Source organism: Alitiscatomonas aceti, from assembly GCF_025567195.1.
Classification (GTDB): domain Bacteria; phylum Bacillota; class Clostridia; order Lachnospirales; family Lachnospiraceae; genus Alitiscatomonas; species Alitiscatomonas aceti.
Genome location: NZ_JAOQJF010000023.1, coordinates 25,896 through 50,896 on the forward strand (window position 1 = coordinate 25,896; position 25,001 = coordinate 50,896).

Annotated in this window: 30 protein-coding genes and 1 pseudogene; 2 read left to right on the forward strand and 29 right to left on the reverse strand. The window is 59.6% G+C overall.

Going from position 1 to position 25,001, the window contains the following annotated elements:
• Positions 1–25 precede the first annotated feature (25 nt).
• The 29 genes and pseudogenes from OCV69_RS11305 to OCV69_RS11445 all read right to left on the reverse strand — a co-directional run.
• Positions 26–736, reverse strand: a pseudogene (locus OCV69_RS11305) (DNA-methyltransferase); the annotation flags it as partial.
• Between the two features lie 7 nt (positions 737–743).
• Positions 744–1,073: a hypothetical protein gene (locus OCV69_RS11310; RefSeq protein ID WP_158359195.1), complete on the reverse strand. Its 330-nt coding sequence runs from the start codon at positions 1,071–1,073 to the stop codon at positions 744–746.
• Between the two features lies 1 nt (position 1,074).
• On the reverse strand, positions 1,075–1,848 hold the full coding sequence (locus OCV69_RS11315; protein WP_009258919.1) for a DUF7768 domain-containing protein: 774 nt from the start codon (positions 1,846–1,848) through the stop codon (positions 1,075–1,077).
• Positions 1,845–2,558: a DUF1281 family ferredoxin-like fold protein gene (locus tag OCV69_RS11320; protein WP_009258918.1), complete on the reverse strand. Its 714-nt coding sequence runs from the start codon at positions 2,556–2,558 to the stop codon at positions 1,845–1,847. The genes OCV69_RS11315 and OCV69_RS11320 overlap by 4 nt, the downstream gene beginning before the upstream one ends.
• 17 nt (positions 2,559–2,575) lie before the next feature.
• A complete protein-coding gene (locus OCV69_RS11325) occupies positions 2,576–3,214 on the reverse strand; it encodes a phosphoadenosine phosphosulfate reductase (RefSeq protein WP_243208555.1) in 639 nt (212 codons plus the stop codon).
• Positions 3,215–3,315: 101 nt separating this feature from the next.
• A complete protein-coding gene (gene metK, locus OCV69_RS11330; RefSeq protein WP_470207085.1) occupies positions 3,316–4,473 on the reverse strand; it encodes a methionine adenosyltransferase in 1,158 nt (385 codons plus the stop codon).
• Positions 4,457–4,837: a DUF3846 domain-containing protein gene (locus tag OCV69_RS11335; protein ID WP_009258915.1), complete on the reverse strand. Its 381-nt coding sequence runs from the start codon at positions 4,835–4,837 to the stop codon at positions 4,457–4,459. The genes metK and OCV69_RS11335 overlap by 17 nt, the downstream gene beginning before the upstream one ends.
• Positions 4,827–5,225 carry a hypothetical protein gene (locus tag OCV69_RS11340; protein WP_009258914.1) on the reverse strand — a complete coding sequence of 133 codons (399 nt, stop codon included), beginning with the start codon at positions 5,223–5,225 and terminating at the stop codon, positions 4,827–4,829. The genes OCV69_RS11335 and OCV69_RS11340 overlap by 11 nt, the downstream gene beginning before the upstream one ends.
• A gap of 18 nt (positions 5,226–5,243) precedes the next feature.
• Positions 5,244–5,786, reverse strand: a complete 543-nt coding sequence (locus OCV69_RS11345; RefSeq protein ID WP_009258913.1) for a gamma-glutamylcyclotransferase family protein — start codon at positions 5,784–5,786, stop codon at positions 5,244–5,246.
• A 1-nt stretch (position 5,787) separates the two neighbouring features.
• Positions 5,788–6,036, reverse strand: a complete 249-nt coding sequence (locus OCV69_RS11350) for a hypothetical protein (RefSeq protein ID WP_009258912.1) — start codon at positions 6,034–6,036, stop codon at positions 5,788–5,790.
• 4 nt (positions 6,037–6,040) lie between these two features.
• Positions 6,041–6,994, reverse strand: a complete 954-nt coding sequence (locus tag OCV69_RS11355; RefSeq protein ID WP_044944401.1) for an amidoligase family protein — start codon at positions 6,992–6,994, stop codon at positions 6,041–6,043.
• A 5-nt stretch (positions 6,995–6,999) separates the two neighbouring features.
• Positions 7,000–8,139 carry a DNA (cytosine-5-)-methyltransferase gene (gene dcm / locus OCV69_RS11360; protein ID WP_009258910.1) on the reverse strand — a complete coding sequence of 380 codons (1,140 nt, stop codon included), beginning with the start codon at positions 8,137–8,139 and terminating at the stop codon, positions 7,000–7,002.
• 14 nt (positions 8,140–8,153) lie between these two features.
• A complete protein-coding gene (locus OCV69_RS11365; protein WP_009258909.1) occupies positions 8,154–8,450 on the reverse strand; it encodes a hypothetical protein in 297 nt (98 codons plus the stop codon).
• The gene (locus OCV69_RS11370; protein WP_009258908.1) at positions 8,443–9,372 is read right to left on the reverse strand and encodes a ParM/StbA family protein; all 930 of its coding nucleotides are present in this window, start codon (positions 9,370–9,372) and stop codon (positions 8,443–8,445) included. Before OCV69_RS11370 ends, OCV69_RS11365 begins: the two co-directional genes overlap by 8 nt.
• The gene (locus tag OCV69_RS11375; protein ID WP_009258907.1) at positions 9,369–10,031 is read right to left on the reverse strand and encodes a DUF4240 domain-containing protein; all 663 of its coding nucleotides are present in this window, start codon (positions 10,029–10,031) and stop codon (positions 9,369–9,371) included. Before OCV69_RS11375 ends, OCV69_RS11370 begins: the two co-directional genes overlap by 4 nt.
• A gap of 20 nt (positions 10,032–10,051) precedes the next feature.
• Positions 10,052–10,714, reverse strand: coding sequence for a hypothetical protein (locus OCV69_RS11380; RefSeq protein WP_187333578.1), 663 nt, complete (start codon positions 10,712–10,714; stop codon positions 10,052–10,054).
• Between the two features lies 1 nt (position 10,715).
• Positions 10,716–11,120: a hypothetical protein gene (locus OCV69_RS11385; protein ID WP_009258905.1), complete on the reverse strand. Its 405-nt coding sequence runs from the start codon at positions 11,118–11,120 to the stop codon at positions 10,716–10,718.
• Positions 11,117–11,854 (reverse strand): hypothetical protein, encoded by a 738-nt coding sequence (locus OCV69_RS11390; RefSeq protein WP_009258904.1) that lies wholly within the window; start codon positions 11,852–11,854, stop codon positions 11,117–11,119. The genes OCV69_RS11385 and OCV69_RS11390 overlap by 4 nt, the downstream gene beginning before the upstream one ends.
• The gene (locus OCV69_RS11395; RefSeq protein WP_009258903.1) at positions 11,851–12,747 is read right to left on the reverse strand and encodes a ParB N-terminal domain-containing protein; all 897 of its coding nucleotides are present in this window, start codon (positions 12,745–12,747) and stop codon (positions 11,851–11,853) included. The genes OCV69_RS11390 and OCV69_RS11395 overlap by 4 nt, the downstream gene beginning before the upstream one ends.
• 5 nt (positions 12,748–12,752) lie before the next feature.
• The gene (locus OCV69_RS11400) at positions 12,753–13,127 is read right to left on the reverse strand and encodes a single-stranded DNA-binding protein (RefSeq protein ID WP_009258902.1); all 375 of its coding nucleotides are present in this window, start codon (positions 13,125–13,127) and stop codon (positions 12,753–12,755) included.
• A gap of 90 nt (positions 13,128–13,217) precedes the next feature.
• Positions 13,218–16,487 (reverse strand): S-layer homology domain-containing protein, encoded by a 3,270-nt coding sequence (locus OCV69_RS11405; RefSeq protein ID WP_226928278.1) that lies wholly within the window; start codon positions 16,485–16,487, stop codon positions 13,218–13,220.
• 61 nt (positions 16,488–16,548) lie between these two features.
• Positions 16,549–17,442 (reverse strand): DUF3991 and toprim domain-containing protein, encoded by an 894-nt coding sequence (locus OCV69_RS11410; protein WP_148337871.1) that lies wholly within the window; start codon positions 17,440–17,442, stop codon positions 16,549–16,551.
• Positions 17,443–17,562: 120 nt separating this feature from the next.
• Positions 17,563–17,886 (reverse strand): hypothetical protein, encoded by a 324-nt coding sequence (locus OCV69_RS11415; RefSeq protein ID WP_154040042.1) that lies wholly within the window; start codon positions 17,884–17,886, stop codon positions 17,563–17,565.
• Positions 17,873–18,304, reverse strand: a complete 432-nt coding sequence (locus OCV69_RS11420; RefSeq protein ID WP_070103425.1) for a hypothetical protein — start codon at positions 18,302–18,304, stop codon at positions 17,873–17,875. The genes OCV69_RS11415 and OCV69_RS11420 overlap by 14 nt, the downstream gene beginning before the upstream one ends.
• 113 nt (positions 18,305–18,417) lie before the next feature.
• Positions 18,418–20,454, reverse strand: coding sequence for an ATP-dependent DNA helicase (locus OCV69_RS11425; RefSeq protein WP_262563104.1), 2,037 nt, complete (start codon positions 20,452–20,454; stop codon positions 18,418–18,420).
• Positions 20,455–20,750: 296 nt separating this feature from the next.
• Entirely contained in the window at positions 20,751–21,245 is a 495-nt protein-coding gene (locus tag OCV69_RS11430; RefSeq protein ID WP_009258896.1) for an AsnC family protein, read from the reverse strand.
• 251 nt (positions 21,246–21,496) lie between these two features.
• The gene (locus OCV69_RS11435; protein WP_009258895.1) at positions 21,497–21,697 is read right to left on the reverse strand and encodes a hypothetical protein; all 201 of its coding nucleotides are present in this window, start codon (positions 21,695–21,697) and stop codon (positions 21,497–21,499) included.
• Positions 21,698–21,751: 54 nt separating this feature from the next.
• Entirely contained in the window at positions 21,752–22,351 is a 600-nt protein-coding gene (locus OCV69_RS11440; RefSeq protein ID WP_009258894.1) for an ImmA/IrrE family metallo-endopeptidase, read from the reverse strand.
• A 16-nt stretch (positions 22,352–22,367) separates the two neighbouring features.
• Positions 22,368–22,745: a helix-turn-helix domain-containing protein gene (locus OCV69_RS11445; protein ID WP_009258893.1), complete on the reverse strand. Its 378-nt coding sequence runs from the start codon at positions 22,743–22,745 to the stop codon at positions 22,368–22,370.
• Between the two features lie 281 nt (positions 22,746–23,026).
• On the opposite strand from OCV69_RS11445, the gene OCV69_RS11450 reads away from it, so the two are divergent.
• Together OCV69_RS11450 and OCV69_RS11455 are read left to right on the forward strand one after the other, a co-directional pair.
• Complete coding sequence (locus OCV69_RS11450; RefSeq protein WP_009258892.1) at positions 23,027–23,266, forward strand: hypothetical protein; 240 nt, start codon at positions 23,027–23,029, stop codon at positions 23,264–23,266.
• A gap of 20 nt (positions 23,267–23,286) precedes the next feature.
• A complete protein-coding gene (locus tag OCV69_RS11455) occupies positions 23,287–24,924 on the forward strand; it encodes a recombinase family protein (protein WP_009258891.1) in 1,638 nt (545 codons plus the stop codon).
• Positions 24,925–25,001 lie beyond the last annotated feature (77 nt).

The following is a 25,001-nucleotide window of genomic DNA, read 5'->3' on the forward strand; positions in this document are numbered from 1 at the left end:
TCCACGGTTGAAAAGCAAGGGCGTGTCATTGGACGTCCTCCAGCGCCTGGCGGATCCGGCCTCTGGCCAGTGCGGCATAGGCGTCCGTGACTTCGATGCCGGTGGCGGAGTAGCCCTCCAGCACAGCGGCCAGCACCGTGGTGCCGCTGCCGGCAAAGGGGTCCAGGATCCGTCCGCCCGGCTCGGTGATCTTCACGATGTCCCGCATAAGTTGCAGGGGCTTTTCCGTCAGGTGGATGCGGTTCTGGGGGTTGCCGTACTTGAACACGCCGGGCAGGCAGGGCACAGGCCGGCTGATGGGCATGTCCCCGTTGGATCCCCAGACGATGTACTCCGCCTGCTGGCGGAAGCGTCCCTTCTGGGGCCGGCTGTTGCCCTTGTCCCAGACGGCGGTGCCGCGCCAGATCCAGCCAGCCCACTGGAGGGCGTCCGTAGCTGCGGGAAGCTGCCGCCAGTCGATGAACATACACACCGGGGCGCCGGGCTTACAGATTTTTCTGGCGTCGTACAGCCACTCCGCCGCCCAGCGCGTCCATGACCGCTGGTCCTTGGCGTCCCCGTCAAAGGGCGGCGGAGCATGGTCGCCCATGTTGGAGTATTTCTTGGCCGTGGACTTGTTCTTTTCCGCCTGGGTGCGCCCGCCGGATGCGTAGGGCGGGTCTGTGATCACCGCGTCGAAGGTCCCAGGCGCAAAGCCGGACAGCACCTTCAGCGCGTCGCCTTGGATGATTTCCCACTGGGGGTTATCGCTCATAGGCAGGTTTCTCCTTCTTCTTATTCTTTTTGGGTGTTTGCAGTACAGGTTCCTGATATTCTTCCAAATGCACTGTTCCGTCTTTTTCCGTTATGATTGCAGGCCGGTGGACCCGCTGGCCGAGATCCAGCAGTGTTCCTTCGATGGCATCCGCTACTTCGCCTATATAATGCATATCCCAGGGAAATTCATCTTCCGTCTTGTTGAGGAAGGTGAGGATCGTTTGGTAAACGGTATTGTCAATCGCATCTAACTGCTCGATCTGCCTGCCTGATAATTCGATCTCCAGTTCTTCTGGCGGAATGTTGTCCACCATCACATCATCGCTCCTTCCCTTGCTTGGTTCGCCGGCGCGGGGGCTTTCCCAGCTCCTTTTGGTCTGTCAGGACAGGGATCCCCAGCCTCTCGGCGTGGTTGATCTCCGCCCACATGCCCTCCGTCCAGACGGGGCCGTAGACGTTGACCTGCTGGCAGGACTCCACCAACCGCAGGCCCATCTCCCGTGCCGCCTGATCCTGTGCCGGGTTTTCCGGGTCGGCAATGGGCGGAAACATCAAATGGGGGCAGATGGGCACGTTGCCCGCTGCGAATACCTCCCGCGCTTTATCTCTGGCGAAGGCGATATTCTTCTCCACCTCGCCGCGGAGCGGGGCGCAGATGTAGACGAGTCTTGGGCCATCCTGCCGGCGCTCCGTCACACGATCCCGGAACACTCCCAGGTACTCGCTCACAGCCTGCCGCATGGCGGAATAGTCCGCCGCGGATGGGCGGAAGGCGTACCACTCCACTTTCCCGCTATCTTCCCAGATATGCGGCGCTACGCCATTACGGAAGTTGGGGTTGCCCGGCACTTGCTTGACGCCGAGGACGTCCTTCAGCCGGAGGCGGAGCTTATCTACTACGCCGTCTGTGCGGTTCAGCACCGTAACGCTGATGACGTCATAGTGGTCCGCGTGGCCTGATGTCACAAACTGCACACGGGCACGGAGATCCTTTCCCAGCGTTCCCAAACAGGCCCGGCCTGTAAACTTGGGGCTGCCGATCACCGTGCCGTCTGCAAACAGTTTCCGAAGTTCCTGTTCGTAAAATGTCATCTCGCCGGCCCATCCTTGGTGCGTTTTGTTTTGGATGGGTCCTCATGGTACTCATAGGTGCTTTTATCCGCAGAGAGATAGAGGTCAAAGTCTGCAAGGTCGATCCCCATGATATCCGACGCCAGTTCATACGCCTCTCTGGATCCGGGTTCCGGGATGTTTGCATCGATCATTTCTCCGTTTTTGTATACAGCCTCTCCCACATTGCTCCCGATGTCCTCGTCTGCCCAGCAGTAGGAGATAGTCTGATCCGGGTACTTTCTCGAAAGGGCCTCCAAAATTGTCGGGACGCTGCTCCAGGCAGTAAAGAACTCCAGGGTATCATCATCCTTACCCAGTTCCACACAGGAATACGCATTCCATTTGGTTCCCCAATTTTTATTACACCACTCGTACCAGGTGGGGGAACCGTACTGCTGAATATTCTCATACGCCTGTTTCCCAAGCGCCCATTCCTCCGGATGTTCTTTTTGGAAAGCTTCCGCGCCGGCTTTGTCACCAGTTATAAACCGGCGATATGCGTCAAGGCCGTTGGTTGTCCTGGTTCCGGATTCAATGTCTAAGGCTTTTGGCATAGGGATGAGTTTGTTAAAATCGATGCTCCCGTAAACACCATCCTTCTGGCGCAGATCCCGCAGCATTTGATGGAAAGCGGCGACCTGCTCCGGCTGATCTCCAAATGAGATCAAATTTGTGATATGATTTGGCATGAAACCTCCCTTCACCGCTATGCGGCGTTTTTCCATAGGCTGAGTTGTTCATCTTCACGCCGAAAACCTGCGTCAATTTCCGAAAATGTCGTGGTCCGGTTAAACTTCTCAGTGACCTTTCCCGGCAGGGCCTGCAGTTCCAGCATCCTGGCCCACAGATCCGGGTGGTGGTCATAGAGATGGCGGAGTTCCCGTCGCCTGGCGTTGGGGCAGAACCAGCAGCCGCCCCTGTCGGTGAAGTCATAGACAGGAGAAAGCAGCCCCGCCTCCCGGCAGAGCTGCTTTGCGTCCTGTTCCGTATAGCCATACTTGTCCAACAGGGAAACACGGCGTCCGTCCAGCCGGAGCAGCCGCTCCTGCTCATCCCTGGCGATGCCGATGTATTGGACCGTGTCCGGCGGGAGGCTTCTCTGGTACCGTAAAATCGGTTTCAGTTTGCAGTCCCGCTGGACGGCGCATCGCCCACAGATGGGAAAGGAGCGGAGCAGGCCCTTTTTCGGCCCGCGGGTGATCCGCCCGGTGAACAGCCCCACATAGGTCTGCAGCCCACGAAGAATGCGGATCTTTACGCCCATGCGCTCCAGTGCGGGGATGGCCGTGCCATAGATGAAGTCCCGGTGTTCCGGCACCTCGCCGGAGATATGGCTGTCAAACATAACTTAGCAGTACACCGCCTCATCCAGCGGTTCCCCGTAGCGGAGCGCCAGCAGGATGGTGGCGATGCTGTCCTTACCAAAAGAACAGGATGCTATATATTTCAGCCGCCACCATCTCCGTGATCCAACTGCGCACACAGCTCCGCAAACTTTCCGGCCTGACCGGTCTGCTCCCACGGCAGGTTTGCCCTGGTAAAGTGGCCATAGTTGCAGGCGTCCGCAAAAATCGGCTGGTTCAACTGCAGGGTATGGATCATACCTGCGGGCGTGAGGTCAAAGAAACAGCGGACCGCCTGTTCCAGCAGTTTGTCCGAGTATGTACCGGTGAGGTGGGTATCCACGTCGACGGCCACCGGATCGGCCCGCCCGATTGCATAGGCCAGAGCGACTGTGCATTTCTCCGCGAGGCCGGCGGCCACAATATTCTTGGCGATGCAGCGGGCCATGTAGGCGCCGCTGCGGTCCACCTTGGTCCCATCCTTGCCGGACAGCGCGCCGCCGCCGTGGGGGGCCAGCCCTCCATAGGTGTCCACCATCAGTTTGCGGCCGGTCAGGCCGGTGTCCGCCTCGATCCCACCCAGTACAAAGCGGCCGGAGGGATTGATGAAAATCTCCGTGTCCTCATCCGCGGGGAAGATGCGGAGGGCTGGCTGGATGACGAATTCCAGCAGTTCCTCCCGCAGTTGGGACAGATCCTTATCCTCCGCATGCTGGCAGGAGAGGACGATGGCGGAGATCCGCCGGGGTGCGCCGAAGACATACTCCACAGACACCTGCGCCTTTCCGTCCGGCCGCAGGCCGCTGATCCTGCCCATCGTCCGCGCACAGGTAAGCAGGGCGGTCAGGCGGTGGGCCAGCACTACCGGCAGTGGCAGGAGATTTTCTGTTTCACTGCAGGCGTAGCCGTACATGATGCCCTGATCGCCGGCACCTGCTTGGCCGCTGTCTGCGACAGCGTCTGCAATGTCCGGGCTTTGGGGGTGGATGAGAACCTCCACATCAAAGTCCCTGCAGTTGTATCCGGCCCGGCGCACCGTGTCGCGCACGATGGAAGAGATATCCGGGATCGTCAGCGCGCTAATCTCGCCGGCCACCACAAATTTGCCCGCCGTCGCCAGAACTTCACAGGCGACGCGGGCGTTGGGGTCGTGTTCCAGGCAGCAGTCCAGCACAGTATCCGCTATGGTGTCGCACAGCTTGTCCGGGTGGCCCGCTGTGACGGACTCCGCTGTCAGAATGGTCTTATCTTTCATGCTCATTCCTTCTCTCTTTCTTTTTGGGGAGTGGGAACAACATCTCCCGGCTGTACAGGGATTCATATTTTCGAAGCTGTTCCGGCGTCAAAGACACAAAGGTTTCCCCGCCGAGGCCGGCGAGGAAAAAGGTGCCGCACACAACATCATACGGATCCCCGTTTTCCAGCCGGAGGAGGCGGTTTGGCTGCAGGCCAGCAAACTTGCCGCTGCTGTTAAATATAAGCGCCACGGGATCCTCATAGGGGTATGTGGCGTCGATGTCCCCGCCGACAATCTCCTGCATGGCCTGCAGGGTGTCTGGGATCTGCCGGGGATATGGCGGTTTCCCCGGCTCTACAACGAGGATTGTCAGATGGTTATCGCTCATGGCAATCCTTCCTCTTGGCGGGAGCGCCCTGTTGACTGCTGCGGCCTGTATCCCGTTGCACAACTTCGCGCTCCCGTTCTATCTGTTGGAACATTTTTAGCGTTTCCCGAAATGCCACATATTGCCGGATCCGTTCCGGGTCATCTGTAATGGTACGCACGGTTTCCCAAAAGGGACTTCCATGCAGGCTGACATCTTCCTGAACAACCAGTGCCGGCCGCTCACCATTCTCCAGTGTGACACGGCAATCCCGCAGATCTTCCGCATGGTCATAAACACCATATGCGATACCAACGATTTTCAATGTTTCCAGTGCATCTACGGTTACGGAAAATCCTGTGGCATTCATGTGTAGTTCTCCCGTCAGAGAGATGGTTTTTCTTGCCATACCGCGCCTCTCTTTCCTTTATCGCTCATGGTGGCCCTTCTTCCTGCCTGGCTTTTCGCCGAAAAACAGGTCCATTTCCTGCATGCGCTCAAAGTGCCGGGCCTGCCGCACCTCGTCGTGCACATTTTTCAGCGCGGCCTCCAGTTCCGGCACCGGCAGGCCGTTTTGGCGGTATCCCTCCAGAATGCCGCCATAGTAGGCGGGAGAAGGGATAGTGGGATCCCGCCATAGTTCCCCTGTCATGATGTAGGCCATGACGACCACGTCTTTGCCGTCCCCGGTGCGGACCGTGATATTCTCTTTCTCATACAGGCGCGGGTATCCCTCATAGACGTCCAAGGATCGCTCACACTCCGGCGTCAGCTTCCACAGAAGGCCGTGGACCTGGCTGCCAGGCAAAGGCTCGATGGTAGCGACGCCGGTTCCGCGCCGGTTGCCGCGGAACAGCAGTTCATAGCCATCCAGCACCGCAGGTCCAACCACTTGAGCGGCGGGACAGCGGACAGCCATCTGCTCCAGATTGATATTGCTGCCATAGGCAAAATACAACCGTTCCGCCATATCAGTCCTCCAGAATCGTGAGGGCACCTACTTTCGCCAACTGGGAGAACATCATGCGGGCCTGCTGCTCCACATCCCCCTCTGGCAGTGGGAAGTCCAGGCCGGTGGTACGCACCACATTGTTTCGCAGGAACCAGATGTAACTCTCCGTGTCAGGGAACTCCGTGGGGTCAAATACACGGGCGCGCAGCTGGTCCATGATCTCCGCCCCGGTACCGGACAGGATATCTTCTTCAATGCGGATCTTCATCTCGTCACCTCTCCATCTCTCGGTTCTTTTTCTTCTTTTTGTTGACTTCGTAACTGTCCTTGTCGTAGCGCCAGGCACGGTCACCATCTAAGTTGGCCAGCAGATGGTCGCGGGTGTTCTTAAACTCCGGCCCGTTGAGGCCCAGGCGCACCAGCCATACACGGAAAGTGAATAGTTCATTGTCGCTGTGGGTTTTCCGCATGACAGTGCTGCGCTGGGCTATGGCCTGGGCCGACATGGCGAGGCACAGGTTGATGTACGCCGCGGCACGGCCTGCATGGAGGGTGGAGTTGAAACAGCGCCACTCCACCGTGCCGCGATAGAACACCGAGTGCAGGTTTAAGGCATAATAGCGTGTCCAGTTGTAATGCTCTCCTGCGCTGACCTCCCCTTCATACCAAATGCTCTCCAGCTGTGTCAGATCCTTGGTTTCCTCAGCGGAGAGGGTGCGGGCCTGCCGCAGCATGGGTTCCCGCACCTTTTGGCACCAGCGGGCGGCACGGGCCTCATTCACCTGCAGGGCCTTGAACAAAATGTCCTCTTTGGCGTACATGATGCTCAGGAGGTTTTTCAAGCTCTGGCGGTTGTGGTTGGCCGCGTCCACATGGATGTGCAGGCCGCAGGAACTGTTGACCTTTGCCCCCGCATGCCGGATCTGCCGCACACACTCTTGGAACTTTGGCAGCTCCGCATAGGTCAGTTTGGGCGAAACCATCTCCACTTTATATTGCCTGTTATTTGTTTGTTCGTAGCCATGCAATGTCTTTCGCTCTGCACGGATGCTTCCGTCACTCATCAGTTTCCACTCTTTGTTTTCTGTGTCTTTGACGACCCATGCATCATAAACCCCACCTTTGTACTGTGGGATCGTTCCGAAATAATCTGCCAGCGCCTGCGCGGCCTGTTCACGGGTGATGCCGGTCATCTCCACCTCGACGCCGAAATACTGGTCCTTCATCCCGGTCACGCAGCCGCCTCCTTTCGCAAAGCCTCGTCCACGGCCCGGATGCGCCGGCCAATGGCCTCGATCACTGTAACGGTGACGCTGTTGCCTGCCTGCTTGTAGGCTTGGGCGTCCGAGTTGATGGCGAGGATCTTGTCGATTTGCTCATCGTCAAAGCCCTGCAGGCGCAGGCACTCCCTGGGCATCAGGCGGCGGATGCGTCCGCCGCGCTCCACAATGCCCTGCACACTGGCGGCGTCATGGGCGACACCGACCCCGACCCGACCGGCGCGTGTGGCGCTGCCCGGATAGCCCAAGTCCACGCTGTCGCCAGGCGCCGCCTCCTGATAGCCTTTTCGGGTGGCTTCCTTGATCAGCAGCGCCCCGGAGCGTTCCGCCTTATGATTGGACAGCGTCGTCTGCCCATAGCGGGCAGTGATGCATCGGGATTGCTGCGTCCGTTTCGGATGCCCCGCACACAGATCCACAAAGGGCGCGTCCGGCGGCAGCAGGTATAACCCGGTTTTCACACCGAGGCCGCCACCACCGGCTGTCTGGGTACAGGCTACTCCTTCTGGGTCATAGACCCGGTGTCCTTGCGCCCCGCCGATGAGTTGTATAAGAGCTTTTGCACCATTTCCGAAGACAGGTAATATTTTTCCGGCGCATCGGGGATCAAGATAGCAGATAAGGAACACCCTCCTCCTTGACTGCGGGACTCCAAAATGTTTGCTGTTAAGCACAGCCCATTCGACATGGTACCCCAGGTCAGAAAGCGCGGAGAGGATGGCCGCAAACGTCCGGCCGCCGTCATGGTTAAGCAGTCCTGGCACGTTCTCGAGCAGAAGATACGAAGGCCGTCTGGTTTCAGCCAGGCGGGCAATTTCAAAGAAGAGAGTACCTCTTGCATCGTCAAATCCTTTTCTGCGGCCAGCGAGAGAAAACGCCTGGCAGGGGAATCCCCCACACAAAAGGTCGAAGTCGGGCAGGTCGTTGGGGTCAATGGCTCGGGCGTCTGGATAGTATCGCTCCTCCTTCCTGATGTCGTGGATCGCGCGGTAACTGGCTTCGGCATATTTGTCGATCTCGCAGTGTCCGACGCACTGGAAGCCGCCGACGCGGGTCAGCCCCGCCCGAAAGCCGCCGATCCCGGCGAACATATCAAAATATCGAATCAGATGGTATCATCTCCCTCCTGCAGCGCACGGAGAAAGCCGAGGACGTCCTCATCGACGGCCCCGGCCTGCTCCTGCTGCGTAGTGGTCTTTGGGAAGGAAACGCCTGCCAGTTCCTCCCGGATAGCGCCGCGAATGGCCTCCAGCAGTTCCTGTTGTTCCATATAGCCGTTGATCATCCTGCACACGGCGTCCATGCGCTGTCCGGGCGCAACGGCGGACAGGCGCTCCCATGCGTTCCGCTGCTCCCGCTGAGTCAGGGAGAAGGAAAGACTGAGCCGTCGCTTTTCAGGCATGGGCGCCGCTCCCCGACATCTGCCGTACAAGCCGTTCATAGCCCTTGGCGTTCAGGGATACATCATCGAGGATCACGGGCCGACACAGGCCGTTTGTGGCCGAAACACGCCGCTTCATGAGCGCCGCTCCGCCGCCTATAAAAATAGTAGGCATGGCGCGGGTGTCCAGGCCGCACTCCGTGATGGTGGAGAGCAGGTTCTGCACATACAGGTCCGCCTGGGCATGGATGATTCCTTTCGCCTCGTCCGGGAGGCTGCTGGCATCACCCCGCAGGACGCACTCGATCTGCGCCGTTGTCAGAGAAAGACCCAGGACGCGTCGCACCTGTTCGCTGATCTCATCGATGCAGCGGATCATGCCCCACTCCAAGCTGCGGCAGGTGGCGGCATTGGGGAGGCGGTTGTCCAAGCGCATCAGGTCCACTGTCCAGCCACCGATGTCCGCCACGATGACGGACGGTTCATCCAGCAGCTCCGTCTGGGTCAGCACAGCGGCATAGCCCTGGGGGAACAGTTTCACATCCCGGACGGTGACGGTATAGTCCCGGCCCTCATAGCGGAAGGGCACCGGTTTGCCGTCCCGCAGCAGATAGGCACGGAACTTCTTCTTGTCCCGGCCAAAACTGGTCAGGGGCAGGCCGGCAGCCAGAATGACGGAGCAGGTGCGCTCGGCATTGCGGCAGTCCAGTTCCCTGGCGATGGCTGCCAGGGTCAGCAGATAGTAGTCCTCCGTCCGGGTCTTGTCTTTCTGCAGAGGCTGCCTGCCGCTGCCTACCACATAGTACGTACCGCCGTATTCCAACACATTCTTCTGGGTGTACGGCTCGTGCTCATAGGCCACCAGCCCCGAGGGGAAGGAACCGTGGACAGTTTTCATGGCTGCGTAACCGTGGTCCACGCCGATGACGTATCCCTCGCTCACCGAGCGCCGCCCCCTTTCTCTTTTTTGGTAGCCATGTCCTGGACCTTGCCCTCGTCCAGCAGCCGGCGGATCTCATGGAGGTCGTAATTCCATGTGGATGGCGCCGCCAGGAAACGCTCCGGCCCGCCGTATTTTTCGCACAGCCGGGGTAGGAACCGTGGCAGGTCCTTCGGCTCCCTGGGGTATTGGATGCCGTCTTTGTAGACGATATCCTTTTTTAGCTCGTCCCGCATCTTCTCGATCCTGTCTGGTTCCATCTCGTCGTAGGCGCTGCGGCCGGTGAGCTGCTCATAGGCGTAATCGCCCACATAGGACAGGCACTCGAAACAGCAATCGCCGTATGGCTCTATATCCGCCAGCGTGTCGGGATCCCTCAGCGCATTCATGTACACCTCTTTGCCCTGGGCGATCAGCCAGGCGCGGAAGTCGATAAAACCGTCATCCGAACAGCCATACTCCTTGATCACGCTGACGGCGTCCCACAGGCCGTATTGGTCCGCCAGATCCTCATAGGTTTGCAGAATGTCATGGAAATTTTTCGCCGCGGCAGGCCCCATAGACACAAGCTGCTCCCGCAGGTAGTCCTCCATAGCGTTCAGATCCTGGCCGCAGGCGGTTTTTGCCTCCTGAATCAGCGCCCAGAAGGCATCCTTGCTCATCCCATTGTCAGGTTTCTGTTCTATCGCTCAGCACCTTCCTTCCGTTTTTCTTTTTGCTTGCCGATCCGCCGTTCCTGCTCCTGGGGCAGAAGGCCCTGAAAACCTAAGTCACGCAGGGCCTGCGTATAGAGCTGCTTTTCAAAGGCCCGGTACTCCGGGGTGGCGGTGTCCACATCCAACAGGACAGCCTTTTCATAAGGTGTCCCCGGCACGACCTCCCACCGAACGGCATGGAAGTGCAGGGCGGTCAGGTACTTCAGCAGTTGATGACCGTCCGCCTCATCAAAGACACCGCGGTTGTCCTCATAGGGGAACTCGCCGGGGAGATTGGGATAGCCGGAGATCGCCAGGGCGGCGTCGTAGAGGCGGAAACCACCATCATCAAAATCCGGGGCGATGGTGTCATAGAACCGCCGGAGCTGCTCCGTGCTGTCCAGGGCCGGGCAAAAGGACGCAAGGGCTTTCTTCAGTGTTTCCACTTTCTGGCGCTCCTGATTGGCGGCATATTCCTTACCGCAGCTCTCCTGGTAGTATTCATCGACGAGCGGTTCCAGTTCATTGATCTTGCTCTGCAGTTGCGCGCATTCCATCCGGCTGAGGTCCAATTCAGTGTTGGATTCCTCCAACGCCTGCCGCAGAGCGGGGTAGTCCCGGACCGCGGCGATCAGATCCTTGATCTTCATGTCACGCCGCCTTTCTGAGCCGGGCGATCAGGCGATCCAGCACAGCGATGCGGGATCTCACCTTGCCGGCGGAAGCGTTCAGGCCATGCGCCTGATTTTGAATGCGGCGGCGGATGGCCGCGAGCTGTTGGCGATCCCTGCAGCACTCCAGCACAACATACCGCCCCTTCCCATTGGACAGGACCTCGCGCTCACCAGAGGCATCCCGGAGGCTGGCCATGAGGCGCTGGCCCAGCTGCCTGCGGTAGCGGTCCTGCAGGACGTCGGCGTCGCAGGAGACATGGTGTTTTTTCAAAATGGCCGCGATCTCGTCGCCGCTGATCTCCATGTTGGCAAACAGCACATGGAGGATCTCATCCTTGGCGTCGGGCGGCAGCGCGGGGCGGCCGTGGGATCTCCTGGTCATCGCGTCTGCTCCTTCCTGCGCTGTGCGCGCCGCACCACATAGTCGGCCCTGTCCAGAGCGGGGGCCTTGCTTGGGAAAACATAGAGCATGCCGTGCTGTTCGGCCCGCTCCGCGGGAAAGCCCTGGGGAACATTCTCCGGAGAGTCCGAAACCGCGACAGTCCGATATTTCCAGTCGCGGGAGGATTGGTAGGCGAACAGGTGATCCCCCTCCCGCCGGATGCTGTAGGCGGCTTTCCCTTCATGCTGCCGGACATATTCCCCCACAGCCGCTTTCTCCAGCACGAAGCGAGGCTGGATCCCCTGGGCCAGTTCCGGCGCCATGGCGTTGATATAGGCGGTCATCTCCCGCACATTCCCGCAGCAAAACTCCGGCGCGTCATAGCCATACCGCTCTGTGTACAGCGTCCACTTGATCAGTTCGTGGTGGCTGTCCAGGGCAACAAGAAAATATTTCCCGTCGCGCTCCCCGGTGAGAGGCTCAAACCGGACGTCGTCATAAAGCGGTCCCTCCAGCGGGCAGTTGTTCTTGAACCACACATAGTAGTTGTCCAGAATGAAGGGGTCCGTGATCCCCAGCACCACGCTGGAGATCTTCTTCAGGCGTCCGGCCAGGGCGTCGTCCCGGCAAAACCAGTCATACCAGCCGGCCTCGCACTGCACAGCACGGTCCCGGCTGCTGAAATCCCCGGCACGGAACCGCTCCTGCCATGTTCGCACACTCATCTCATTCATAGCGTCCCCCTTTCCGGCAGGAGGTGTTCCATGAGGCCGGCAATGGAGGTAAACACCCCGGCCAACTCATGGGACTCCTGGATGGTATCCTCCATTTCTTCCTTAGTCATGCGGGTGCATTTGACCCAGATGCGCACATTTTCCTCTGTGGGCGTCAGCAGAACGGCCTTTTCATAAGCCTTGCAGAACACGCCGGCGATCTTGCTCTGGCGGTCGATCTCCGCATCCTTCTCCCGGATCTCCTTTTTCGCTTTTTCCAGCTCCACCAGGTCCAATGCCGCCTGCCCCTGCTCGTCCTCCGGCAGATCCTGTACCTGCCGGGTGATCTGATACCCTTGGTTGACGGACAGTTCCTTTTTATCCAGGGCCTCCTTCACGGCGGCGGGGGCGTGTTCGTCGATCTGCATCACCTTGCCCATCGTGCGCTCTCCGAGGCCAACGGATGCAGCCAATTTTTTGCGGGTGTCCACAGGTGCGGAACCTTCCGGCAATGTTGCCGAAAGGTCTGTACGGGCACCCTGGTTGGCCTTTGCCCTGGCCTCGATCTCCGGCCGCAGTTTCAGGGCGATCTTGCCCAACTCCCATTTGTCCAGGTTGCGGCGGCCCTTCTGGGTATCCAGCGCCCACTGCTTGGCCTCCAGCAGATCGTCAAAGGCAAACACCGCCATCTTGTAGGGCAGGTCGTGCCGGGTGCAGATCTGCTGCCGGTTGTGGCCGTCTACGACGACCAGATCCTCATTGACAATGATGGGCGCATAGCAGCCGTTTTGCAGGATGTCCTTCTCCAGCGCGGCAAGCTGCTCCCCGCTGAGAGGGGGGAGCAGTTCCGCCAGTTCCGGTAGAATGGTGGGGGTGCGTTCCGCACTGGTGTATTCAATGCCTGTATTACGCATGGCGCTCAGGCCGCAGCCTCATCCATACCGTCCGCAGGCATGGACACGGCGCTTTCCTCCACGCGGCGGGGAGACAGGAACTCCACCTCCGTGGCTTTGATGAGGAAACCGGGCTGACGCTCCGGCTCGTCCGCGAAGGTGATGGTTTCAAAGTCGCCGGAGGCGGCCAACTTGCAGCCCTTCCATGCAAACTCCGCGCAGCGTTCCGCCAGCGGGCCGCGGACCTTAATGGAGATGAAATCCGTCAGGCGGTTGCCGTCCTTGTCCCGGTAGCGGCGGTCCGAGGCGATCCGCAGGATGGCATAGGGCTTGCCGGTGGCCTCATGGACCTTCAGTTCCACATCGTTTGTCAGGTTTCCGATTGCTACGATCTTCAGCATAGGTGCATTTCTCCTTCTTTATTTAATGTAGAGTGAATTGTGGGATAAAAGCGCCGCGGCCCACAGTGGGGCCGCGGCACAGCGGTTGGATCACTTGTCCCAGGTTTCAGGGGCGGTGAGGATGGCGGTGTGGGCGTTGGCGGCCTCCAGCACGTTGTAGTAGGCCCAATGGCGGGAGGACACGTCGGGGAACATCACCAGACGGCGGTGATTATCGGCAATATAGTCCTCGTCAGCCTCGCGGCCCAGCAGGCGGTTGACAATGGTGACGACTTCCGCCCGGTCAATGGGATCGTCGGCCCGGAAGGTGCCGTCGCCGTAGCCCTCTACCCAGCCGTGGATGGCGGCGTCCTTGATATACTCAGCAGCCCAGTAGCCGTCGCTCACATCGTCAAAGCCCTCGTACTGCTCCATGATTTCCTCGGCTCCATCGCCGTACACATCAAAGAACCGCGCCGCCATAGCGGTAAACTCGGCGCGGGTGATGGCCTTATCACCCCGGTAGGTGCGGTCATTGTAGCCCACGGCCACGCCGTAGCCAGTGAGATATTCCACATAGCCCGCATACCACATATCCGGGTCAATATCCTTGAACTTCACATTATTTCCGCTGGGGATGCGCTCGTCCAGCCGGTCAGAGAGCAGGCGGGCAAAGATGGCTGCGGCCTCGCTCCGGCTCATGCTGCGCTCCGGGCCAAAGGTGCCGTCTGTGTAGCCATAGATATAGGCCCCGTGGTACTCAGTTTCTGTGACAGCGGGGACGGTGAGTTTGCCGTCCTCGTCGGTTTCTCCGCGCTCACTCTGGCCCAGATCACCCTTGACGATAACCGTCACACCCTCCTGGGGGTCGCGCTCATTGTCCGTGACCGTGACGGTGATGCGGTTATCCTCATCCATATCGGTTCCGTCCGGCAGGGTGACGGTAATATTGCCGCCCTTGCCGATGGATACTTCCGCGTCCTCGATGGGGCGTCCGGTTTCGTAGTCCTCTACAGTGACGGTCAGTGTCCAGCGGTCGCCGTCCTCGTCCTCCCAGCCAACGGTGGTATTGCCGTCCTCATTGGTCTTGCCGCTGGTGCCGGGAACAGTGACCTGCCCATTGCTGTCAGTGTTACCGGCACAGTAGTTATCGTGCTTGTCAGTCATAGTAACGAACATACCCTCCACGGCGCTCTTATCCTTGGTGAGCAGGACAGTCACGGTAGTCTGGTCGGCATAGTCCAGCTGGCGGGAATTGGGGAGACGGATGGACAGGGTATCGTCCGCATGGAGAGTGACAATAGCATTGGAAACGGGGTCTTTAGTGTCGGTATCCGTGACAATTACCAGATAGCCGCCCACAACGGCCTCGCCCTTACTGTCCGTAGTGGCCTGATTGTAGATCTTCTCAATGGTTTCTTCCTCTAACTTCTCACCGCAGACCTCGCACTCCCTGTGCTTGCTGCCCTCGCTGTCGGTGGTAGGCTCCTTGTCGATGATCCAGTCGCCGGGCTTATGGCCTGCCGCCTCGGTGTAGTCGCCCTTGTAGGCGTCGCCGCAGCGGGTGCAGGTATAGGTGGTGTAGCCCATCTCGGTGCAGGTCGGCTCGGTCACTTCCTCGGCATAGTCATGGCCCAAAGCGTTCTCAATGACGGCGCCGCAGCGGGTGCAGAGTTGAGGATCGGTGCAGGTGGCCGGGTCGCCGGGGATATGGCCCGCGGCCTCGTCGCCCTCCAGACGGGTGGCTCCGCAGCGGACGCAGGTGTACTCGGTCATGCCCTCGCCGGTGCAGGTGGCCCCGGTGATCTCCTTGCCTTCGTCCCAACTATGCCCCAGCGGGTCGGTGTAGTCGGTGATGAACGAACTGCCGCAGCCCTCGCAGATATGGAGGGTGCGCCCGCCGCCCTCACAGGTGGCCGGGGTGGTCTTGCTTACATAGTTGTGAGGCAGCGCGGCGGTGATGTCCTCGATGTGGCGCTCCCCACAGACGGTACACTCCCGCAGGGTGTAGCCAGGGCTGGTACAGGTTGCCGGAATGACGGTGGTGGAGAACTCATGCTCGGTCTGAGGCAGGTCGGTTTCTTTCACATTGCCGCACCGCTCACAGATGTCAATGGTCTTACCGGGGACTTCACAGGTGGCGTCCCGGATGACCACACTCTGATAGGCGTGGCCCAGCGCGGCCTCATAGTCCCGCTTTTCAATCATGCCGCAGTCCACGCACAGATAGCGGTCATAGCCCAGGGTCAGGCAGGTGGGGTCTACGCTATCCAGCAGTGTCCAGTTGTGGTTCTCGCCGCAGCCCTTGTCGTCACAGCAGCAGCCGTCACAGTCCGGATCCTGGCAGCCGCAGTCAGGATTGCCGCAGCCGCAGGAGCAGGAGCCGTCCTCGGTGGTGGTTTCATCCCTGAGATGGACATACGCCACACCGTCCTCCACCATGTCCGTGTCGTGGTAGGTGTAGGTGATCTCGTAGTAAACCGGGTAATCCCCCGCCTCGGTGTAGTTGGGTGCGCTGGTCAGGGTGCAGGCATCTGCGCTGTGGCCGTAGCGGATAGCGGTGGTCACGCCGGCCTCGGACAAGTCCGACACGGTGACGGTGTGGGGCTGGCCGTCCACCACGCCGAAGTAGTCCGCAATGACGGCCTTGGCGGCGGTGTAGGAAGTTTCAGCATAGCCGCAGTCGGCGCAGGTATCCATCTCCACAAAGCGGTCATGGGCCAACTCGGGCCGGATGGCATTCTCCATGTGGTGACGCTCCAACGTGGAATTTTCCTCCTTGAATGTGCCGTAGCAGAACCCGCAGTATTCGCCGCTGGTGGTGATGACGCGGTGATACTCGCTGTCCGCTTGCTCAATGGTCTGGGTTTCCGGCAGTTCCTCGAAAAAATTGTTCGCGCAATCGTAGAGCCAATAGACGTTCTTCAGGTAGCCGTAGTCCGTCTTGGCCATGTTGGTGTTGATGCTGCCGCAGGTTTCACACACGGCTTTGGTCCAGTGATAAGCCGTGTAATAGGCGTCCTGTCCCGGTACGCCGTCCAGAATGGAACCCTTGCCGGAACCATCTACAAAGGTGCCGTCCGAGTATTTCACATTCCGGCTCATGGCCGTCTGGCCATCCCTGGTATATTCCGGGGTGCGGAACACGATAAAGGAAGTCTGCTGCTTGCAGACTTTGCAGTTAAAGGTTTCGTGGGTCACGGTGGCGTTGGCGTCCAGTTCGTTGGTGCGGTTGTTGGCCTCCTGCCAGTTCTCAGCGGGGTCGTGGTAACTGTCCTGCTGGGCGGCAAAGGCGGTGGGCACCATGCCGACGCACAGAACCACGGCCAGCAGCAGGGCCGTCATGCGCTTCAGGCCATGCCTGGTTGTCTTGCTTTTCAAGCGTTCTTTCCTCCTTTTGTGTAGAAATTGCTGGTTCAGGTTTTTATTTTCGTTTACTTGGTCACCGCCCCCTTTCCCGGAACTGCTGCACAAAGGTCAGATAGGCGTTCCAGTCCTTCCGGGAGGGAGGGGACAGCGTCTGCACGACATATCCCTCCGCCGCGTATTTCCGGCCCATGCGCTCCGCGGCCTCCTGGCCGGGGCGGTCGTGATCCAGGCACAGGACAACCTTCCGCACTGTGGGATGCTCCCGAAGAAACACCGACAGGGCGCGGTCATCCAGGCAGCACAGGGCAAGTGCATTGCTGTGGAACTCCCGGTGCAAAGTGCAGTAACTCATGAGGTCGATAGGTGCCTCGAACACATACACGGTCCTGCTGTCCGGGGCATACGGCAGTCGGAAACCGATGGATTTGTCGCTGCCGGCGGCGTCGCCCTTGAAACCGCTGCCGTCCCGGTCGTAGGTGCCCCGCAGGCTGGCGAAGGCAGCCTTGCCGTCCCTGTCATACCCTACGAACACGCAGTTGTGATGCTCGGAGTCCTCATACAGCAGTCCTGCGGAAATAAAACTCCGAATAATCTGGGGAGAAACCCCGCGCTTTTTCAGGTAGGCGTACACTCGGCGGGCATCGGTGTGCCTGGGCGGCAATGCAAACGGTTTCGGCGGTTCCGGCGCCTGCTCAGTTTGCCTGCTCCGCTCCGCGGGGGCGTCCCTGGCGCGGCCGTGGAATGCCAGCAGATCCTCCACCGCCTCCGGGAAACTTCTGCCGCAAAAATGCTGTAGGAAGGTGATGGCATCCCCGCCCACTCTCTCGGAGTAGCGATACCAGGTGCGGCGGTTCTTGATCCGCAGGCTGTCCATCTCCTTGGTGGAGTAGTAGCGGCCTATCCGCGTCACGGTGTAGCCGAGAGACGCCAGCAGGTCCGGCAGGTCCGTCCCACGGGCAATCTCCAACTCCTGTTCTGTGAAACGATTGGCTCTCTGTTCCGACGTTTTCTCACCTCCGGTTCTCTTGTGAAACAGACCGCCCGGAACGTCCCTGTCGGGCGCTCCGGGCGGTTCTGGGATCCTGATTTACTCGGTTGTTCTCTTCCTGGGTGGCCGCTCCACATACTCGGAGATGTCGCAGTCGCAGCTGATGAGCTGCCCTCCGCACACCGGGCACCGCTCCGCATCACACCCCACATGGTGGTAATGCCCAGGCCTGGCGCCGCAATCGTGGCAGCGGGCATCGCCATGCGCCATGCCATCCTCGCCGTACTTAATGCGGCGGTAGTACCGGTTGCCGCATTTCACATGGGTCCAGGTGCAGCCGTCCGCTTTCAGCATCCGCTGGCCGCAAGCCCTGCAGGGCGCTCCGCCGGCCGCAATCATGGCCTCCAGTTCATTCTGCCACATTCTTGGCTCCTCCTTCCGTTTCTTCAGCCTCCCAGGACGGGGCGCTGTCTGCCGGCTCATCTATGGGATCCAGCGTGTCAGTTGGTGCGCCGGGATCGGCATCCGCTGTTTCCTGCTCCCACCGCTCCAGAGCGTCCTCGATCAGCCCAATCACGAACTCCTTCTGGGTCACTTTCCGGCCCTGGCGCTCATTCTCGTGGGCCAGATAGTCCTTGATCCGCTGGAACAGGTCCTCACTGATTTGAAATGCCATTGTCCTTGTCTGTGCCATGTCTTTTTTTCCTCCATTTTCATAGTAGTTGGTAAGTAGTCCCGTGATGTACTCGCTGAGGGACTGGTTTGCCGCGACGCGCTCCGCCGTCACCCTGGCATGCAGGGATTCCGGGATTTGGCATGAGAGGCCCTTGGTCTGCTCCATGTCTGACTGCCTCCTTTTCTTGATTTGCAACGCAAGTATAGCCGGAAAGCATCACGAAAGCCATTACCAACACCACCAAGGAATGGCGAACAGACGCAGCAAAGGCAACAATTTCATCCTGCGTTGGGGAGCCGGAAATAGCCGGCGTCCTTGTGGGCACGGTAGAAATGTTCCACGGCCCGCAGGCTGCCCGTCACCGGCATCCCCGGCAGGGCCTCTGCCATGCTCTGGAAATATCTCCGGCCGCGGGCGGCGCGGGGATCCAGCACAGCGACAACGCAGGTGTCCGTTTCTGTGCGGATGGCCCGGCCAAAGCCCTGCCGCAGTTTGATCTGCATTTCCGGGACAACGACGGAGCGCAGGAACTCCCGCAGGTTCGGGTAGTCCTCCCGCTCTTTTTCTTTTACAGCGTCCGGGTAGGCGAAGGGCAGGCATGGGATGATGAGCATGGACACGCCGTCGCCAGCGAAGTCCAGCCCCTCCCACGCCGCGCCGGTGGCCAGCAGGATACTGCCGGGAGCGGCGCGAAATGCCGCCAGGGTGAGGGCCGGGCGTTTGCCCATCGTAAATACAGGGAAGGGCAGCGCCGCGGCCTGCAGCCGTTCCTTGACCGCCGACATGGCGAAGTAGGAAGTGAACAGCACCAGGGCGTGGCCGTGGGATGCCGCCGCCAGCTGCCGGATCTGTGCGGCCAGCCGGTCGTAGTAGTCCGCCGCGTCCAGCGGGATCGGGTCCGGGGGAAGATAGAGGAGGCAGTTGTGCTGATAGTCAAAGGGTGACGGACACACAGTTTCCGTCACGGGCCGTTCCCCTGTCAGGCCGGCGGCGGTGCGGAACCGGCTGAAATCCTTCCCAACGGCAAGGGTGCCGGAGGTCAGGACAATGGGCTGTTCCTGCCGCCAGAGCGTGGCCTGGAGCTGCGCGGCCAGTTCCGACACCGTGCCGCACAGCATGGCCCCGCCGTGGTCGTCGTCTGCCGCGTAGAAGATCATCTCGGGATTCCCCAGGTAAAAGAGGGATACTGTGGAGGCGACGGCGGACAGCAGGCGCCAGGTTTCCCTGGTCAGCAGGCCCTCCAGCTGCCGGCAGATCACCGTCAGGACCTGATGCGGCCGCTCCAGGAACATCTGGTAGGCGTCAAATCCGGCCCCTTCCTCCACCGGGAGCGACAGTTTCTCCGCCAGCGGCTCCACGGCCTCGGACAGCAGTTCCGCCGCGAGGACATACCGCTCCACATGCAGGCTGCGGATCAGCTCCGCAAAGTCCTGGGCATTCAGCGTTACGCCGAACATCTGCCGTGCGGTTTCCGGCAGCTTGTGGGCCTCGTCTATGATGATGGCCGCGCTGTCCGGCAGGAGGGGCTTTTTCTTTTGGCTGCGGTGGATGAGGTCCGCCAGCAGGAGGTTGTGGTTGCAGATCTGAACCGTGTACTGCCCGCTCTGGCAGGCGTCCAGGAAACAGCGGTATCGGCAGTCCTTCCGCCGGCAATTACACCGCTTGGGAACGCAGATCCGCCCCCGGTCATAACTGCTCATCCCGGACAGCTGGTCCAGATCCAGCACATGCCAGGCGGTGTGCAGGGCTTGGCGGGCGGCGGGATTCTTATGGCTGCCCTCCACCTGACGGACCCGCCGTTCCAGCCGGGCGTCGCAGGCGTAGTGAGCCTTGCCCTTGCGGATGACCGCCTCAATGGGCGCGGAGATCAGCCCCTCGGACAGCAGCACGCTGGACAGCAGGGGCAGGTACTCCTTCTGGATGGCGCTCTGCAGCGCGATGCTGGAGGTGGAGATCAGGATAGGACGCTGCGGTTTACCCTCTGCCGCCCGGCACTTGCCATGCAGGATGCCGGCGGTCAGGTAGGCGAAGGTCTTGCCGATGCCGGTCCCCGCGTCGCACAGGGCGATGCTGCCGTCCAGCATGGCGTCCAGGATGCTGTGACACAGCCGGATCTGTTCCGGCCGCTCCGCCATGCCCCTCTGAGGCAATAGGGTTTTAAAAATATAGTCGATTTCCTCATGGGCCTTTTCATGGGTATATTTCTTCATGGATACTTCCGTCCTTTTATCTTTTTTCGTGTTCCCATCGTATTCGCACTCGCCCCCCCGATGGGTTCGGGAACAATGCGGGCAGGCCCCTGGCCGGGGCCTCACGGGCATATTTCCGGGATCTCTACTGCTTTCAATCCCGGAGCAGCGCCGCCTGTCTTACGCGCAGGCCGTGCTTGGTGTGTCATTATTCGAGCCGTTCCATCTCTTGTCCGGCCTGCCAGGGCCGACCGCAGGCTGGATCGCTCGCCGGCCGCTGGGGCCGGGTCTTGGCGCGCGCTGTGGGGTGGGTACGGCTGCGTGTTACCCGCATTGCTGGTATGCACTTTTCAAGGAGCAGCGAAGGGGGAGGTATTTCCCCCTTTCGCTGTCCTCCCGAAAAAGGGGCTGGGTGAATACCCTCACGCCGCAAATTTTTCAAAATATTTTTTCATGTCCCGCAGGATCCGGTCCCTGCGCTTGATGACGGCCCGCTGGGTCACGCCGATTCGCCGGGCGTATTCTCTGGTGGAGAGGCGGTCATAAAACAGCGCGGTGATGAGCTGCCTGTCCCGGTCCTCCAAGGCGATAAGCGCCGCCAGCAGCAGGCTGGTCAGTTCTTCCCGCTCCCGTTCCGACTCCCGTGCAAGGACGCAGTCCTCGGCGCTGGGCGCCGTTTCCGCGCCCACATAGTCCGGCAAAACGCCGTCCTCTGCCAGCTGTTCCATGGAGAGGACCTTGCCAGTGGGCAGATCCTCGCTGAGATACCGCTCCCGCCGGTCCATCTGGGCATACGCCGCGAATACGTCCTCTGTGACCGCCACATCCCTACCATCCACGGTGATGATGTTGGCGATGACAGTTCCATTCTCGTCCCTGATTTTTCTGTAGTTGCGATTTTCCTGCCATTTTTCCATAGTCGTGATCTCCAATCTCAGATTTTTTAGGGGAAACTTCTGAGTTGGGGATCACGGGTACTTTGCTATGTAGGGCTGCCAGGCGTTCCGCATTTCGTGCCTTTCCGCTGTTCTGCCGCGGAAAAGCGCAAAAAAGAGCCTTACAGCACAGCAGAACTGCTGCCTGTAAGGCTCCGAACACGGTGGATCCCGCTGCTGATGCGGGCGGTTGGTGCACTTGACGAGGTCGATACTCTATATTTTATTTGCTTTTAGGAATGTCCTGCCTTTTCAAAGGAGATGCCAATCTGCAGCCCGCACTTTGGACATTTGGAGAACAGCTCCGCCTTGTCCGCATGCTCCGGGCCGTAGAGGTGCAGGCGCCCCGGATCCACGTCGGCTGCGGCATCAATGACGCGCCCTTTACCGCACACAGGGCAGCGCACCGCATGGGTTCTTTTCACTTGTTGCATGGCGTTCCTCCTTCCAAAGTGTTCTCAATTTTGAGAACACCACAGTAAAAAATTTTACAGCAGATGGTGGTTGGTGAGCCGGATCCGCATGGCCTGGCGGGATACCTGAAACACCTCCGACATGGCCTGAACAATGGCCTGATTATCCCGACCGGACCGCATTTGGTAGAAACACCGCTTGACCATTGGCATGGGCATGAGCAGGGCGGACCCAAGCATATTCGCCTGGATCTCCATACTGGTTTCCCTGACGGCAGGCTGCAGCGCCGCGCTCTCCCCGGTGCCTGTGTACAGCCCCTTGTGCAGGATCCAGTGGGACAGTTCGTGGGCCTCGGTAAATCGCAGGCGGCCGGTGCTGGTTTCTTCTTCACACAGCGAGGCATCTATGAGGATCGTGCCGGCTTTCACCGGGAACAGGGTATACTCGCCCAGTTCCATGTCGTACACGGCCTCCAGGCCGGTGTCAAAAACGGTTTTCCCTAGGATCCGGCCATTTTTGCGGAGGTACTGGAACTCCAGCGTCAGTCCGTGGCGCTCGATGAGGTCCTCGATGGGGATGGCGCGGGGCTGCCCCCGGTAGAGGCGCTCATCGTAGGCATCCAGCACACGCCGGGCGATGCTCTCCATCGTCTGCTCGGTATAATACTTCCGCATGTGCCTGCCTCCTATTTCAGTTTCCCGGTTTCTGCCGCTGGGTGATGCGGTCTATAAACTCCTGCCATTCCTCGTCTGTGGCGTCCACTTCCTTGGCTGTCCGCAGGGCGGCCCGGACGATATCCCGTTCCATGATGTACTCCGGCAGGTCCGCGGACACCCGTTGCGTTTTAGATTTGGCGGCCAGATCCAACAGCAGTTCCGTGTCTGCCTGGCATAGCCCCAGGATCTCAATGAGGCGGTCCATCTTCTCCTTGGTGGGAGCCGGCCTTCGGTCATTCTCCATGTTGCTCATGTAGACCGGGGATACCTCCAGTTTCGCCGCCAAACCGCGCAGGGACAGTCCGCGGGCCATCCGCTTTTCCCGCACATAACTGCCGAATGTCTGCTCCATTATGGCGTGCCTCCTATTCTGTGTTCTCTTTTTCGAGAACGGCTACGCTTAGTATACACGCCTCCATCTCATGCCGCAAGAGGCCAAACGCGAGGTGCTCCTTTTATGGAACACCTCGTGCCTTTTCTTAATATGGGTATTCACTTGCCCTGTTTTTCGGGAGGTGGATGAAGGGGATTTTTCTTTTCGGGCATAAACGTAAGGCGGGACCGGGTTTGGCAACGCTGCCGGACCCGATATGCCGTTTCCTGGCCCCTCACATTTTGTAGAGGAGGGACGCAATGCCCAAAGTTATTCCCATGCCCGGCCGGGTGGAAAAAGTTGTGGCCGAGCGCGACCAGCTGAGCCACGGACGGCTGATTCATGTGGTTTCCGTGTTCCCCGCGGACGGCGCCTGCTCGCCGGAGGACAAACTCAAAACGCTCATTGACATGGATCTCAAAAATTCCCACACAGTTGCGGAAAGGGGTGGACAAACCGCCCCGTCAGAGGTAACATCACACAAACTCTGGACGGTTTGACTGGAGAGAAGGAGGCTTTTATGAGTCAGTCAAACCAAGGGAAAATCACCGCCCTGTACTGCCGCCTGAGCCAGGACGACGGTCTGGACGGGGAGTCCAACAGCATCCAAAACCAAAAGAGAATATTAGAGCAGTATGCCATTGACCACCGCTTTCCCAACATCCAATTCTATGTGGACGACGGATACTCCGGGGCCAGTTTCAACCGACCGGATTTCCAGCGCATGATGTCCGACATGGAGGACGGGAAAATCGGGATCATCATCACCAAGGATCTCAGCCGTCTGGGGCGAAACCAGTTGCACACAGGGCTGTACATCGAGGAGCGGTTCCCGCAGTTCGGCGTCCGCTACATCGCCATCAACGACAATGTGGACACGGAAAACGCCGAGAGCAACGACCTGATGCCCTTCAAAAACCTGTTCAACGAGTGGTTCGTGCGGGACACCAGCCGGAAGATCCGGGCGGTACAGCGGGCCAAGGCTCAGCGCGGGGAGCGCCTGGGAACACGGGCACCCTACGGCTACAAAAAGGATGAGAATGCCAAGGGCAAACTCGTTGTTGATGAGGAGGCCGCCGCTGTGGTGCGTCGCATTTTTGCCCTCTGCGCTGCCGGCCGCGGCCCGAGTCAGATTGCTAAACAGTTGAGAGCCGAAAACGTGCTTTGTCCGGCGGTCTACACCTACCGCAAGTTGGGATCCGGCCATACCTGCCTCGATCTGTCCCAGCCCTATAACTGGTCCGACAGCACCATCGCCAACATCCTGGAGAATGAAACCTACCTTGGGAACACGGTCAACATGAAGTTCACCACAAAATCCTATAAGGACAAGCGGTATGTGCAGCATCCCAGGGAGGAGTGTCTGGTGTTTGAGGGGACCCATCCGGCGCTGATCACGCGGGAGGTTTGGGATATCGTCCAGCGGGTCCGGCAAAACCGGAAGCGCCCCACAAAGATGGAGGAACTCAACAAGTATTCCGGCCTCGTCATCTGTGCCGACTGCGGTTCCACAATGGTCCTGCATAGGGCGCGCACCATGAAACCAACGCAAAACAATTTCACCTGCCGAACCTATAAGAAAGCAGGGTCTGAGGTCTGCACGGCCCACTACATTCGGGAGTGTGTCCTCGACGAGATTGTGCTGGAGGACATCCGCAGGGTGACGGCGATGGCGCGGGAGCATACGCAGGAGTTCGCCGCCTATATCTGTGACCGGCAGTCCGCTGAACTGCGGCGGGAGATCCGCAGGCAGGAGTTGGAACTTTCAGGGATGAAAAAGCGCGAGGCGGAATTGGAGGCCATCTTCAAGCGACTGTATGAGGACAGCGTACTGGGCCGCATCACCACGGAGCAGTTCCAGACCCTCTCCGCCAGTTATGTGGCGGAGCAGGAGCAGTTGAAAACTGCCATCCCGCAAAAGGAGCGGGAGGTCGCCAAACTGAAGGCCACGGTGTCCGGCGCAGACAACTTCATTGCCAGGGCCAAACGCTACACAGACATTCAGAAGCTGACGCCGGAGTTGCTGCGGCTGTTTATTGAGAAAATCGTGGTGCATGAGAAGGATGTGAAGTGGTCCAAACACGCCAGCCAAACGGTGGAAATCCATTACACGGATATTGGCGTGATTGGGAATATGAACATCACGAAAAGTGCGTAAAGGAACAGGCAGGTGCTGCCAATGCAACACCTGCCTATCCTTAAAATTTGTAGTTGTCCCTGTCAGGCCGGACCTAA